The organism is Candidatus Pantoea communis (assembly GCF_011752685.1).
In the GTDB taxonomy this organism is placed as follows: Bacteria; Pseudomonadota; Gammaproteobacteria; order Enterobacterales; family Enterobacteriaceae; genus Pantoea; species Pantoea communis.
This window is the reverse complement of record NZ_VWXC01000011.1, coordinates 60,531-73,766: the sequence shown is the minus strand read 5'-3', so window position 1 is coordinate 73,766 and position 13,236 is coordinate 60,531. Positions and strand designations below refer to the sequence as shown.

12 protein-coding genes are annotated in these 13,236 nt (G+C 54.1%); 6 read left to right on the top strand and 6 right to left on the bottom strand.

Features of this window, described 5'->3' with window-relative positions:
* Positions 1 to 101 precede the first annotated feature (101 nt).
* The 5 genes from F3J37_RS15540 (at position 102) to F3J37_RS15520 (ending at position 6,788) form a co-directional block, all read left to right on the top strand.
* A complete protein-coding gene (locus F3J37_RS15540) occupies positions 102 to 1,238 on the top strand; it encodes an efflux RND transporter periplasmic adaptor subunit (RefSeq protein WP_166934253.1) in 1,137 nt (378 codons plus the stop codon).
* Positions 1,235 to 4,318: an efflux RND transporter permease subunit gene (locus F3J37_RS15535; protein ID WP_166934252.1), complete on the top strand. Its 3,084-nt coding sequence runs from the start codon at positions 1,235 to 1,237 to the stop codon at positions 4,316 to 4,318. The genes F3J37_RS15540 and F3J37_RS15535 overlap by 4 nt, the downstream gene beginning before the upstream one ends.
* Positions 4,315 to 5,019, top strand: coding sequence for a heavy metal response regulator transcription factor (locus F3J37_RS15530; protein WP_034829737.1), 705 nt, complete (start codon positions 4,315 to 4,317; stop codon positions 5,017 to 5,019). The genes F3J37_RS15535 and F3J37_RS15530 overlap by 4 nt, the downstream gene beginning before the upstream one ends.
* Positions 5,003 to 6,394 carry a heavy metal sensor histidine kinase gene (locus F3J37_RS15525; protein ID WP_166934250.1) on the top strand — a complete coding sequence of 464 codons (1,392 nt, stop codon included), beginning with the start codon at positions 5,003 to 5,005 and terminating at the stop codon, positions 6,392 to 6,394. The genes F3J37_RS15530 and F3J37_RS15525 overlap by 17 nt, the downstream gene beginning before the upstream one ends.
* 106 nt (positions 6,395 to 6,500) lie before the next feature.
* A complete protein-coding gene (locus tag F3J37_RS15520; protein WP_166934248.1) occupies positions 6,501 to 6,788 on the top strand; it encodes a hypothetical protein in 288 nt (95 codons plus the stop codon).
* A 209-nt stretch (positions 6,789 to 6,997) separates the two neighbouring features.
* Here F3J37_RS15520 and F3J37_RS15515 read toward each other — a convergent pair whose 3' ends face one another.
* From F3J37_RS15515 to F3J37_RS15490, 6 genes are read right to left on the bottom strand one after another with little or no spacing between them, the layout of a single operon-like run.
* Positions 6,998 to 7,759 (bottom strand): phosphatase PAP2 family protein, encoded by a 762-nt coding sequence (locus tag F3J37_RS15515; protein WP_166934246.1) that lies wholly within the window; start codon positions 7,757 to 7,759, stop codon positions 6,998 to 7,000.
* A gap of 19 nt (positions 7,760 to 7,778) precedes the next feature.
* Positions 7,779 to 8,387, bottom strand: a complete 609-nt coding sequence (locus F3J37_RS15510; protein ID WP_166934244.1) for an undecaprenyl-diphosphatase — start codon at positions 8,385 to 8,387, stop codon at positions 7,779 to 7,781.
* 20 nt (positions 8,388 to 8,407) lie between these two features.
* Complete coding sequence (locus tag F3J37_RS15505) at positions 8,408 to 9,748, bottom strand: ATP-binding protein (RefSeq protein WP_166934243.1); 1,341 nt, start codon at positions 9,746 to 9,748, stop codon at positions 8,408 to 8,410.
* Entirely contained in the window at positions 9,724 to 10,392 is a 669-nt protein-coding gene (locus tag F3J37_RS15500) for a response regulator (protein ID WP_166934241.1), read from the bottom strand. Before F3J37_RS15500 ends, F3J37_RS15505 begins: the two co-directional genes overlap by 25 nt.
* Positions 10,389 to 11,015 (bottom strand): VTT domain-containing protein, encoded by a 627-nt coding sequence (locus F3J37_RS15495; RefSeq protein ID WP_166934239.1) that lies wholly within the window; start codon positions 11,013 to 11,015, stop codon positions 10,389 to 10,391. Before F3J37_RS15495 ends, F3J37_RS15500 begins: the two co-directional genes overlap by 4 nt.
* 19 nt (positions 11,016 to 11,034) lie before the next feature.
* The gene (locus tag F3J37_RS15490; protein WP_237449350.1) at positions 11,035 to 11,826 is read right to left on the bottom strand and encodes a COG4705 family protein; all 792 of its coding nucleotides are present in this window, start codon (positions 11,824 to 11,826) and stop codon (positions 11,035 to 11,037) included.
* 309 nt (positions 11,827 to 12,135) lie between these two features.
* On the opposite strand from F3J37_RS15490, the gene F3J37_RS15485 reads away from it, so the two are divergent.
* On the top strand, positions 12,136 to 13,224 hold the full coding sequence (locus F3J37_RS15485; RefSeq protein ID WP_166934237.1) for an ABC transporter substrate-binding protein: 1,089 nt from the start codon (positions 12,136 to 12,138) through the stop codon (positions 13,222 to 13,224).
* Positions 13,225 to 13,236 lie beyond the last annotated feature (12 nt).

The window sequence follows — 13,236 nt, the reverse complement described above, 5'->3', positions numbered from 1 at the left end:
TCTGTGCATCTGAAGATGACAAATTTGTCATCTGCCTCTTTCCATTCTGTTCGGTGGCCTTCGATAAACTTGTGAAAAATGACAACGCTCGTCGAGGCACCATGGCTTTTCAATCTAAACACTCCCTTCTGCTGATGGTCGGCTTGATCGTCGGCGGGAGCGGCTGGTATTTCTGGCCGAAACAACCGGCCGATGCGGCCGTGAAACCCGCCCACGCCCCGGTGCTGGTGAGCATGATCAGTGCCACGGTGAAACCGCTACCGATTACGCTGGCAACACAGGGCCATGTGGTGCCACTCAACCAGGTGGATATCCAGGCGCAACTCACTGGCACGGTGAAAAGTGTCGATTTCCATGAAGGGGATTTCGTTAAAGCCGGGCAGCAACTGTTTACGCTTGATGATGCCAGCCAGCAGGCCGCCTATGATCGGGCGGTGGCCGCGGCAGGGGAATCCAAAGCGTTGCTGGTGAAAGCACAGAATGATCTGCAACGCGGTCGCCTGTTAAAAGCGAAAAACTACATCTCTTTGTCTGACTGGGACACGCTGCAAAGTAACCTTCAGCAGTATCAGGCTCAGTTCAAGGCCGCACAGCAAGATGTGCAAACTGCACAGGTCAACCTCGGCTATACGCGCATTACCGCACCTGTTGGTGGAAAAACCGGGGCGCTGAATGTGCATCCCGGCAGCCTGGTGCAACCCGGCAGTACCTTACCACTGGTATCACTCATTCAGTTCGATCCGATTGGTGTCGCGTTTACCCTGCCCGAGAACGATTTGAAACCGGTACTGGCAGCACAAACCCAGGGACCGGTGACCGTCTGGGTGGAGGACGCCAGCGGTAAGCCGACGCCAGGCACTCTCGACTTTATTGATAACAGCGTCAGCACCACCAGCGGCACCATTACGCTCAAAGCCCACTTCGATAACCATCAGCACCTGCTGTGGCCCGGTCTGTTCCAGAACGTCAAAGTTGATGCGGGCGTCACGCCCGATGCCGTGGTTTTGCCGCCGCAAGCCGTGCAAAACGGCCCCGATGGTCACTTCGTCTATGTGATTGATGGGCACAACCAGGCGCAAGCACAAACCATTACACTGCTGCGCGTGCAGCAGTCGCTGGCGGTGATCAATGGACTCGCGCAAGGCACTAAAGTGGTGAATGAAGGTGCGAATAACTTACGCCCCGGCATGACGGTGCAAATCGCCAGCAACATTGATAAGGCGGTAATGCAGCCATGACCTTCTCTGAACGCTGTTTGCAGCGGCCGATAGCCGTGCTGTTGTTTTGGATCGCCATCATGGTGGCAGGTGCAGTGTGCTGGCAGCATTTGCCGGTGGCCGCCCTGCCCACATTTGATACGCCCACCATCAAAGTGAACGCCTCACTGTCAGGTGCCAGCCCGGAAACCATGGCTTCCTCAGTAGCCACCCCGCTGGAGAAGAATCTGGCGACTATTCCGGGTGTGGCGACCATGACGTCGACCAACCTCGAAGGCGCCACCACCATCGTGCTGGAGTTCGATCCCTCGGTTAACATCGATTCGGCCTCGGTTGATGTTCAAGCCGCGCTGTATCAGTCACTGAAAAAACTGCCTTCGCAGATGACCACGCCGCCGACCTTCCGCAAAGTGAATCCCGCGGATGCGCCGATTGCACAGATCAGTCTGGATTCGCCCTCGATGACGCTCTCCGATCTCAACCGTTACTCGGACGATCTGATCTCGCCGTCGTTGTCGATGATCAAGGGCGTGGCGGAAGTCACGGTGATTGGTCAGAAGCGCTATGCCGTGCGCGTGGAAGTCGATCCCGCCAAGCTTGCTGCCACCAACATGACGCTGGAAGAACTGCACACCGCGCTGAAAGCAGCCAATGACAATTCCCCTGTGGGTGAGCTGGATGGCAAACGTCAGATGATGATGTTGCAGACCAGCGGCGACCTGCGTAATGCCAGCGACTTCAGTCAGGTGGTGGTGGCAACGCGCAATGGCCAGCCGGTCAGGCTTGCAGACATTGCCAGCGTGCAGGACAGCATCGAAAACACCCTGAGCCACAGTGCGGTGAATAATCACACCGCCATCGTGCTGAGTGTGACACGCCAGCCGGGTGCTAATCTGGTGGCGACGCTCGACACCATCAAGCAACTGTTACCAAAATTACAGCAGCAGATGCCCGCGTCGGTGCACATGCAGTTGCTGAATGACCGTTCGATCTCGGTACGCAACGCCATCCACGACGTCAACCTTACCCTGCTGCTGACCATTGCGCTGGTGATCATGGTGATCCTGCTGTTCCTGCGCCATGTGCGCGCCACGGTGATCCCGGCATTGAGCGTGCCGATTTCGCTGCTGGGTGCGTTTGGCCTGATGTATGCCTTTGGTTTGAGCCTCGATAACATTTCATTGATGGGATTGACCATCGCCGTCGGGCTGGTGGTGGATGATGCCATTGTGGTGCTGGAAAATATCATGCGCTACATCGAACAGGGTGAAGATCCTAAAAAGGCGGCGCTGAAAGGCGTCAGGGAAGTTGGCTTTACCGTGATTTCCATCTCGCTGTCGCTGGTGGCGGTTTTTATCCCCATCTTCTTTATGCCCGGCACCATGGGCCTGCTGTTCCATGAATTTGCCTGGGTGGTGTCACTGGCGATTCTGGTCTCGGCTGCCGCCTCACTCACCATCATCCCGCTGCTGGTGCCAATTTTGATGCGTCATGATCCTCATCACGCCAAACCTGAACCAACATGGAGCCGGCTGTTTGAGCGCGGGTTTGAGAACCTGCGCCAGCACTATGCGCGCGGATTGAATTGGGCGGTGGATCACCGCGCGGTCACGCTTTCGGTCGCGGTGCTAACCGTGGCGCTCACCGCCTGGCTGTATACCAGTGCACCCAAAGGTTTCTTCCCACAGGAGGATATCGGCCAGGTCACAGCGAATATCGATACGCCGCAGGATATGTCCTACGACGCGCGTAAAGAAGTGGCCTTCCAGTTGGGTAATACGCTGTTGAGGGACAGCGCGGTTGAGACATTGGTGACGAAAGTGGATCACGACACCACTCAGCTCAACATTACACTGAAGGACGCCAGCCAGCGTCCGGCCATGGCGCAAGTATTGCAGCAGATGCGCGCCGAAACCCACTACATGCCAGGTATTCAGGTGTTCTTCAGTCCGGTGCAGAACTTTAAGGTTGGAGGCCGTGCAGCGAAAAGTACTTATCAGTACACGCTGCAATCGGTGAGCAGCAGCAGCGGCTTAAGCCTCAACGACTACACTAATCAACTGATGGCGGAGATGAACAAGAGCGGCGTTTTTGTCGGTGTGAACAGTGATGCCCAGCTCAACGGTTTACAGGCCCAGCTCACCATTGACCGCAATAAAGCCTCACTGCTGGGCGTCGATCTCGACCAGATCCGCAGCAATTTGTACGCCGCCTTTGGCACATTGCAGGCTTCCACCATCTATGCACCGGAAGACAGCTATGAGGTGATCATGGAAGTGCAGCAACCGTTCCGTCAGAACGAGAGTGACCTGTCACAGATCTATGTCCGTTCTGCGTCGGGCGATCTGTTGCCGCTGTCGACTTTTACGCATATCAGCCGCGTACAGGGCGTCACCGCCGTGAACCATCAGGGCCAGTTGCCCGCGATCACCATTTCCTTTGACCTTGCGCCAGGCAAGTCTCTGTCCGATGCCACGCAAGCCATCAGTCAGGCGGAAAGCGCCATCAACCTGCCCGCCACGGTGTTTGGTAACTACGCCGGACAAGCGGCGCTGTTTCAGCAGTCGCAGAGCAGCCAGGTGTGGTTGATTGTGCTGGCGCTGGCTGTGATTTACGTGATTCTCGGTATGCTGTATGAAAGCTGGATCCACCCCATTACCATTCTGCTGGGCCTGCCCTCTGCAGCCGTTGGCGCGCTGCTGTCGCTCAGATTGATGGGACTGGATCTGACCTTTATTGCCATGATCGGCATTTTGCTACTGATTGGTATCGTGAAAAAGAACGCCATCATGATGATCGATTTTGCGCTTTCGGCACAGCGTGAGCAGGGGCTGAGCGCGCATGACGCGATCATTCAGGCCTGTTTGCAGCGCTTCCGTCCCATCATGATGACCACCCTGTGCGCCATCATGGGTGCGCTACCGATTGCCTGCGGCTGGGGTGCTGGCGCCGAGTTACGCCAGCCGATGGGCGTGGCCGTGGTCGGTGGCCTGGTGTTTTCACAATTCATCACCCTGTTTATCACGCCGGTACTGTATCTGCTGTTTGACCGTACCGGTTCGCGGCTGGATGCGCTGACCCACGCAACGGAGGAAGCATGAGACTGTTATTGGTAGAAGACCAGCAGATGGCGGCGGATTACATCGCCAAAGGCCTGCGCGAGAATGACTTTGTGGTGGATGTGGCCGCCAACGGTATTGATGGTCTGCACCTGCTGCTTACCCACGATTATGACCTTGCAATCCTCGATGTGATGTTGCCCGGTATCAATGGCTGGAAGCTACTGGAGATGGCGCGGCAAGCCGATCGCGCCACACCGGTCATGTTTCTCACCGCGCGAGACGATATTGAAGATCGCGTCAAAGGGCTGGAGCTGGGCGCGGAAGATTACCTGATCAAGCCCTTCTCTTTCAGTGAACTGCTGGCACGCGCGCGGGTGATCCTGCGCCGTCAGACGCCCAGTGCAGTGTTGAGCAGTGATGAATCCCAGTTGCAGATTGGCGGGCTGGTGCTGGACTTTGTGAAGCACAAAGTCTCACGCGAAGGCAACCGCATCGAGCTGACACAGAAAGAGTTTCTGCTGCTGAGCCTGTTGATGCGTCGCAGCGGTGAAGTGTTGTCACGTACGGTGATCGCCGAGCAGGTGTGGGACATGAATTTCGATCCTGAAACTAACGTGATTGACGTGGCGATCCGCCGTCTGCGCGGCAAAATTGATGATAACTACAAGGTAAAACTGCTGCACACCATCCGGGGTGCCGGTTATGTCCTGGAAGAAAAAGAGCATGCTGATACCCCGTAACGTCCCGATCACTTTTCGTCTCACCCTGTTCTTCTCTGTGGCGATGGCGATAGTCCTGTACAGCGTCTCCGGCCTGCTCTATCAAACGTTACGCGACCAGCTCAACAGCAAAGATGTCAATGAGTTGCGCAGCACGCTGCAGTTCCAGAAAGAGATTGCCAGCACCATTAGCGAACGTCAGGGGCCGCAGGAGCAGTGGCAAAAGGAGCTGTTCGAGTTCATCGCCGAGCAGGATCGCCTTTCGTTGCGCATTATCAGCCCCGACGGCAAGGTCTGGTCTCAGTCGAAAAATATGCGCGTACCGCAATCCGCCTATCCTGCCCCGACCAAAGACTTTAACTACCAGAGCTGGAAGCACCATGACGGTGAGCTGCACGAGAAGTATCTGATTACCGCCACCACTTTCCCGCTCAAAGACAAAGAGCTGTGGCTGGTGCAGGCCGCGCTCAACGTCTCACGCAATAATGAAATCATCGAAAATTACTGGGCGCGCATGCAGATTGCTGCTGCGCTGGCGATCCTGCTTTTTGCTGCCTGCGGCTATGGTCTGGCGCGTCGAGGCTTGCGTCCGCTGCGGGTGATCAGCCGCCAGATTGAAACCATCAACGTGGAAGAGCTGCACACGCGGTTGGCCACCGAGCGCTGGCCGTCAGAATTAATTGTGTTAGCCTCTTCGTTCGACAGTATGCTCACGCGACTGGAAGCCTCCTTTGCCCAGCTGACGCGCTTCTCTTCCGACCTCGCGCATGAGCTGCGCGCACCGATCAATAATTTGATTTTAGCAGCCAGCGTGACCCTGAATCAACCGCGCAGTGCGGCAGATTATCAGGAGACGTTAGAGGCGATAGTAGAAGAAGGTGAACGACTGTCGCGCACCGTCTCCTCGATGCTGTTTTTGGCGCGTGCCGATAACAGTCGCGAGCCGTTGAAAAAGGAGTCGCTGAACAGCGCCAATGAGTTCCGTCGTCTGATTGGCTTTTACGACATTCTGGCGGAGGAGAAGAACATCACGCTGATACAAACGGGCGATGAGTCATTTATCGCCGATCCGCTGCATTTTCAGCGCGCCATCTCTAACCTGCTGTCGAATGCTCTGCACTACACGCCCAATGGCGGTGAGATCATTTTGCGTGCGGTTCGCGAGCCCCACTGGCTGCATTTTAGCGTGCAGGATAATGGTGAAGGCATCGAACCCGAACATCTTCCGCATCTGTTTGAGCGTTTTTATCGTGCTGACCCTTCACGTACCAGCACCGAAAATACCGGCCTGGGATTGGCGATCGTGAAAACCATTGCAGAGTTACACGGCGGTAAAGTCGCGGTCATCAGCACACTCGGTAAAGGCAGCACCTTTACCTTCTCGATTCCGCAATAATATCGCCTGTCAAAATTGTCATCTTCAGGTTTGAGTGTGGTCACCACCACAGTGAGAAAATAACGCTATCAACACAACCGTTGTTATTAACCACAAGGTGACCACCATGAAACAGAAACTCGTAACGATTCTCTTAGCCGCGTTTTCCCTGCTGGCCGTTACCCAGGTTGAAGCCAATATGGGTGTCGAACGCACCGCCAATACCTGGCTATTAACCCCCGCCAGTTGGCATCCCGGCACACCGAATAAACTGTACGAGAATTATCCTTTCGATCTCGGCGAGCGGAAAATTAATATGGGAGATGAGGATCAACCCCGCCATTTTGATAATGACAACCAGCAACACCCTTTGATGGATAAATCGGTGCATTCTCCGGTCTATCAACAGCAATAAACTTACTCAATAGCTTGAGTAAGTTTAGCTAAAAAGGGCTCGATGTTAATGGCCATAACGCCTCTGCGGCTGCAAGGGCTATCCGCAGCGCTGAGGCTTTTACGTTGGGCCAGGAGTCTGGCCCATGGATGCGCAAGGCAGTTCGGGTTGGCCAGGACGGCCTTACCCGAACGTTCCGTTGGCACGACGTGAAAGCTGAAGGCACCGCGCTAGCGGCGCGAGGACGGCCCGGCAGTCGCAGAGGCGTTAAGGCCCGCACTCCGCCACCGCAACCACCACCACACCGCCGGCAAGCTCAGATACAGCGCAATCATAATCGACGTAAACAGATCCCCCGGCCAGTGCATACCCAGTGCCAGACGACTGATGATCACGCCATACGCCCAAAGCATAATAACGCCAGCCAGCAACCACTTACCGCGCGCCACCAGCAGCGCCACCGCCATAAGTGCCCAGGTAGCAGCAAAAATTGTATGACCTGAAGGAAACGCCGGATCGACCTGCTGCAGCCAGTGCTGCTTCTGCCAGTCCGGAATCTGGGTGTTATTAGCCAACCGTTGGGTAATCAGCTGCTGCCGCTGGACAGGAGCATCCTGATAAAAGTGACGACCGATCTCAGTGTCCGTCTGACTCAGCCACACCACATAGGGGCGTGGCTCCTGGTTAGTCTTTTTAATTTCGCTTACCGCCACTTGCCCGACGATCACCGGCAACAGCATCACCAGCGCAAATTTAAGCCACTCTCCCCGGCGAATATTTAAGGTATAAATCAAAACAAACAGCATTAACGCCGAAGTGATAAAGCCAAAAGGTTTACTCACGGTCTGCGTCAGCAAATAAAACCACCATAATAGCGCGGATTGATCGTTGGCATTCCAGCTCCAGTGAATGCCCCAGGCAAATAACGGAATAGCAAACAACAATGCACAACTGATGAACAGCGCAATATAAGGGCTGCGTAAAAATCGCATCGGTTTAATCATCCGTCAATTAATGTTTTACGCGCGTGAGCTTTAAATACCCCAATAAATAAGTATGCAAATTGCAGAGTTTATCAAACAGCGGTGTGAGTAGCGGTTCCGCTTTATTCACAGCGAATGCACATCCCAGTGCCACCAGCACCGAACCCAACATATCGCCGGGGAAATGCACCCCCATATAGATTCGACCCCAGGCAATAAATCCGCTCATCACCAGCAGCACGGCACCTGATATCTGCCGTTGGCTAAATAACAAGCTCATCGTAATCGCACAGGCCAGTGTCATATGATCGCTCGGGAATGAAGCGTCTGCGACGTGGGAAATAAAGGTGTGGCCGATCGGCACCATAAAGGGGCGTGGATGCGGGAAGAAATCCCCGATGATCACGTTGATACTCAAGGCTATCAGTGACGTCAATAAAGCGGACAACGCCACCTGTTGATGATTGCGATTAAAACTAAACCAATAAATCAGTAACGCCAGCGGGTAGATAAATATCAGCCACGACGCGCAGGCATTGCCAAAACTCAGCATTGCCGTCGATGCATGTGCCGGCGCATTTAACAGCAGAAAAACCGTGTCGTTAATATTTTCCGCGTTCTCAGATGTCAGAAACATCGCTATCTCCTTGTAATCAATTAAGCCAGTGGCAGGGAAACACTTACCTTTAAACCTGACGGGAAGCGTGAGGCGGGAGCGAGTACCACCTCACCCTGCATACGAACCAGCATGGCGTGGACAATCGACAGACCTAAGCCTGAGCCGTTGGCGTCATTGCCTTCCATGCGATAAAAAGCGTCAAACACTCGCGTGTGTTTATCAGCGGGAATACCGGGGCCGGAATCTTCGACGGTGATCAACACCTGTCCGTGATGCTTTACGATAGCCATATCGATGCATCCACCTTCCGGCGTGTATTGAATAGCGTTGTGCAACAGGTTGCGCAGCACGGTATAGAGATCAGAGGGGCGAACCCTCACCACCGCATCACTGATGCTGAGAACCCCCAGATCCTGGGCTTTGTGCTCCGCTAACGGGTGCAGATCGGAAATCACCTGTTTCACCACCGCGAACACTTGTGTGCGCTCGACCGGCGGCAGTGCCACCGCTTCCCCACTCTGGGCGCGGCTTAAGGTCAGCAGTTGCTCCACCAGCCAGCTGGCACGCTCCATACCGGCACGTAGATCGCGCAGCCGATGCTGGCTCTCAGGTGGAAGTTCGCTGCTTGCCAGCCGCTCGGATTGCAGCATCAGCGCGGTTAATGGGGAGCGCAGCTCGTGAGCGGCATCGGCGACAAAGCGTCGTTGCAACGTGATAGCGTCAGAAGAACGTTGCAGCAGGCGATTGATCGCCGTGATAAAGGGCTGGATTTCACGGGGAATGGTTGCGCCATTCAGCGACATTGCGGCACTGTCGCGCTGCTGATCGACCTCTGCGGCCAACTGTCTGATGGGCCTGAATATCTTCTTCACCAGATCGGCGATCAAATACAGCAATACCGGGAACAGAATGCCAAACGGCACCAGTGTGCGTAGCGCGGAAGACAGTGCGACACTTTCCTGTACTGAAGCACGCTGTGCCACCGCGACGCGCACGCCACCCGCCATATTTTCTATCAGCACGCGGTAGCTTTGTTGATTCACTTTCAAGGTGTGAAAACCCACATCCAAATGCGTGGGCAGCGGAAAATCAGCGGCTGGCTCAGCATCAGGCATGATGAAGTGCACCACAATGCGTGATGCCTCTTCATCCTGTAGCGGTGGGCTAATGAAACTGCCGTTGCCGGGCGTCAGCATCCCGTCTTTGGCGAGACTGGCGATTTGCTGCAGCGACGAATCCTGCAACTCATGTGCTTCATCCCACGCAGAGAGAAATCCCAGTACGCCGCTGAGAAAGGCGATGCTGCCAACGGCGACACACAGCACCAGCGACAACCGCAACTGCACGGATTCACTCAGGCGTCTTTTGAGACTTTCCATCCCACGCCCCGCACGTTCTGAATCGCATCGCTACCGAGCTTTTTCCGCAGCGAGTGAATGAAATACTCAATCGCGTTGCTCTCGACTTCCTCGCCCCAGCCGTAGATTTTGCTTTCTAACTCACTGCGCGAAAAAATCTGACCGGGCTGGGCGATCAGCGCCTGCAACAGCGCATACTCACGAGCCGACAGCGTGTGGGTTTCGTCACGTTGCAGATGGCACACCTGGCGGGTTGCCGGGTTCAGCGTTAACAGACCATTGCTCATCAACGGCGCGGCATTACCTGCTTTGCGCCGCATCACCGCACGCGCACGCGCCAGCAGTTCACTCATGGCAAAGGGCTTGAGCACATAATCGTCGGCACCCGCGTCCAGGCCATTCAGGCGATCTTCCAGTGCATCGCGGGCGGTCACGATCAGTAGTGGCACCTGGTTGCCCTGCAGACGCAGTTGTTGCAGCACTTCCACGCCATCGCGACGCGGTAAACCCAGATCGAGCAGCACCAAATCGTAGCTGTGCGTGGCCAGACTCAGCAGCGCCTGTTCGCCATCACGTACCCAATCGGCTGCGTAGGCGGCATCCTTTAGCGCCGCATAGACCGCATCCCCGATCATGCGGTCATCCTCGACCAGCAGCACTCTCATGACTCTTCCTGCTGAGCAGGACGTATCACCGCAGTCAGCACCGGCAGCAGTGAAACGCCAATAATGCCGAGCGCCAGCCACTCGCGGTGATCGCGCACCCAGGGCATATCGCCAAGGAAATAACCGAGCGCAATAAAACCGCCACACCAGGCCAGTCCACCGGCGAAGTTCCACAGCAGGAATGTCGAACGAGGCATGGATGACAGGCCGGCAATAAACGGCGCGAGCGTCCGCACAATCGGCACGAAGCGACCGATAAACACGGTGGCGGCGCCATATTTGCGAAAGAAGGCTTCCGTCTTTTCACGATGCTGAACTTTCAGCCACTGGCGCCGTAAAATAAACCGCCCCACCGCACCTTTGCCAATATGGTAATTCAGCGTATCGCCGATAAACGCGGCAACGGTTAACAGGGCGATCACCGTGACAGGTGAAAGAGAGGTGGCCGGTAAAAAGGCGCCTGTGGTGAATAACAACGAATCACCTGGCAGAAACGGCAAAATGACTAAACCGGTTTCGCATAAAATCATCACCGCAACGATCGCCACCACCCACAACGGGTCGGCGTTGACCAGAGCAATCAGGTGACTGCCCGAGAGATAATCCATCAGATGCTGAAGCATATATTCAATCCTGATCGGGTTAGAGTTTGGATATCTGGCGCGAAGAGTGGCCGTAGAGCGTTGATGCGCCGATTAATATCGCCATCGCCAGCAGGAAAATAATATTGACCGGCGTGGTGCCGTAACCCAATCCGCCCTCTTTAATCGGTTGAGAGAACAGATCGGCGAGGGAGGCGCCTAATGGGCGCGTCAGCACATAAACCGTCCAGAAACAGGCCACGCTGCTGAGCCTGCCGATACGCCAGAGCGCCGCAGTTGCCGCAATCAGCACCGCAAACAGCAGGGTGGTGGTCAGGTAACCAAGCGATAATCTTTCTGCTAACGCATCACCCAGCGCCGTACCAAACGCGAAGGTGATCATAATGGCGAGCCAGTAATAGATTTCACGACCTTTGGTATTGATGGATGAGAATTCCAGCGTGCCTTCAGTGCGATGCCAAAACATCAACACCATCACCAGGCCCGATCCAAACATCGCCACTGAATAGAGCAGTGGCACCTGCATTTGATCGGTCAAATAGTCAGTGAGTAAGGTCCCGGTAATGCTCACCATTAACACCGTCAGCCAATAAAGCCATGGGATATAACGGGGTGCGCGCAGCTGAAATAGCAGGATGAATAAAAACAGCAGTGCAGAAATAAGGGATGTGCCGGTAAGCCCAAAGCCCAGCCCAAAGTTGATCCAGTCAGCGCCGGTTTCACCGACCGTCGTCGACATCATTTTTAGCACCCAAAACAACAACGTGGCTTGCGGTACTTTCGCTTTTAATTCTGAGAAGGTGTCAGTCATGATCGGTTTCCCCGTCAACATATTGCGCTCATGATGACCGGGTAAACTTAAATCTCCCTTAAAAGGGAAAAATAGTTTTTCCGCTTGTGATTATCTTTTTCTGAAAACTGAATAAATGAATCTCTTTCTTAATGTTCAATTAAGGATTTCATGAGCGCATCCCTGAAAAATGATTTATTAGTCCAATAGTGAGAGTGAAATAATTTATCGAAGAAATGAATAATTTAACTAAGGTCACAAAAGCTGTAAAAACTTTACAGAGCGGATTGCATCGGGGTCGCAATGGGTTACTGTTAAATTCTTGTAACAAATGTAACCAAAAGGATCTGTATGAAAACCTCACTGCGTTTTTTAACAACCGCTGTAATGGCTGGGCTCTCCTTCTCTGCGCTCGCCGCTGTGCCTGCTGGTTATCCCGCTGAGTATCAAAAAGTCATTGATGCGGCGAAAAAAGAGGGAAAGGTGGTGGTGTATTCGACCACTGACACTAAGGCTGCTGGCCCGTTGATTAAAGGCTTTGAGTCGCTCTATCCGGGCATCAAAGTTGAATATAACGACATGAACAGCACCGAACTCTACAATCGTTACATCAGTGAACAAGCCTCCGGCAGCGGCAGCGGTGATGTGGTGTGGAGCTCATCCATGGATACCGCGTTGAAGCTGGCCACCGACTACGCTGCGGAATATGCCTCTCCTGAGCAGGGAAAAATTCCAAAATGGGCGGTGTGGCAAAATAAAGCCTACGGCACGACCTACGAACCGGTGGTGTTTATTTACAACAATAAACTCATCCCAAAAGACACCGCGCCTGACTCTCACACCGCACTGGCTAAAATGATTGCAGCCGATCCGGCTAAATTCAAAAATAAAGTGACCACTTACGATATTGAAAAATCAGGATTAGGTTTCATGCTGACGGTTCAGGACAGCAAAGTGGATCCGCAATACAAAGAAAACCTGGCGGGGATGGCGAAAGGGGGTCTGACGGTACAATCTTCGACCGGCACGATGATGGAGCGCGTCTCTTCAGGCGAGAATTTGATTGGCTTTAATATTCTCGGTTCTTATGCGGAAGCCCGAGCGAAGAACGATCCGGCATTGGGCATCGCTTACCCGAAAGATTATATCCTGGTGCTGTCTCGCGTTTCGTTTATCACCGAAGAGGGTGAGCATGAGAACGCCGCTAAATTGTGGCTGGATTATGTATTGTCAGAAAAGGGACAGAGTATTCTGGCAAATCAGGCGGACATCCCTTCCCTGCGTAATGATATTGAAGGCAAAAACGATATTGACGGTATGACCAAAATGTTGGGCAACGCCTTGAAGCCGATTCCGGTGGATGAATCTCTGCTGGAATATCTGGAACCGGCAAAACGCCTGGAATTTATTAAACAGTGGCGTACCGCCGCCGGGAAATAATGCTCCCCACGT

Coding starts and splice junctions, on each gene's coding strand:
- F3J37_RS15515 (WP_166934246.1), bottom strand. CDS start 7,759: ATGCGATTTTTACGCAGCCCTTATATTGCGCTGTTCATCAGTTGTGCA.
- F3J37_RS15490 (WP_237449350.1), bottom strand. CDS start 11,826: ATGTTGACGGGGAAACCGATCATGACTGACACCTTCTCAGAATTAAAA.
- F3J37_RS15510 (WP_166934244.1), bottom strand. CDS start 8,387: ATGTTTCTGACATCTGAGAACGCGGAAAATATTAACGACACGGTTTTT.
- F3J37_RS15540 (WP_166934253.1), top strand. CDS start 102: ATGGCTTTTCAATCTAAACACTCCCTTCTGCTGATGGTCGGCTTGATC.
- F3J37_RS15525 (WP_166934250.1), top strand. CDS start 5,003: ATGCTGATACCCCGTAACGTCCCGATCACTTTTCGTCTCACCCTGTTC.
- F3J37_RS15500 (WP_166934241.1), bottom strand. CDS start 10,392: ATGAGAGTGCTGCTGGTCGAGGATGACCGCATGATCGGGGATGCGGTC.
- F3J37_RS15535 (WP_166934252.1), top strand. CDS start 1,235: ATGACCTTCTCTGAACGCTGTTTGCAGCGGCCGATAGCCGTGCTGTTG.
- F3J37_RS15485 (WP_166934237.1), top strand. CDS start 12,136: ATGAAAACCTCACTGCGTTTTTTAACAACCGCTGTAATGGCTGGGCTC.
- F3J37_RS15505 (WP_166934243.1), bottom strand. CDS start 9,748: ATGGAAAGTCTCAAAAGACGCCTGAGTGAATCCGTGCAGTTGCGGTTG.
- F3J37_RS15520 (WP_166934248.1), top strand. CDS start 6,501: ATGAAACAGAAACTCGTAACGATTCTCTTAGCCGCGTTTTCCCTGCTG.
- F3J37_RS15495 (WP_166934239.1), bottom strand. CDS start 11,015: ATGCTTCAGCATCTGATGGATTATCTCTCGGGCAGTCACCTGATTGCT.
- F3J37_RS15530 (WP_034829737.1), top strand. CDS start 4,315: ATGAGACTGTTATTGGTAGAAGACCAGCAGATGGCGGCGGATTACATC.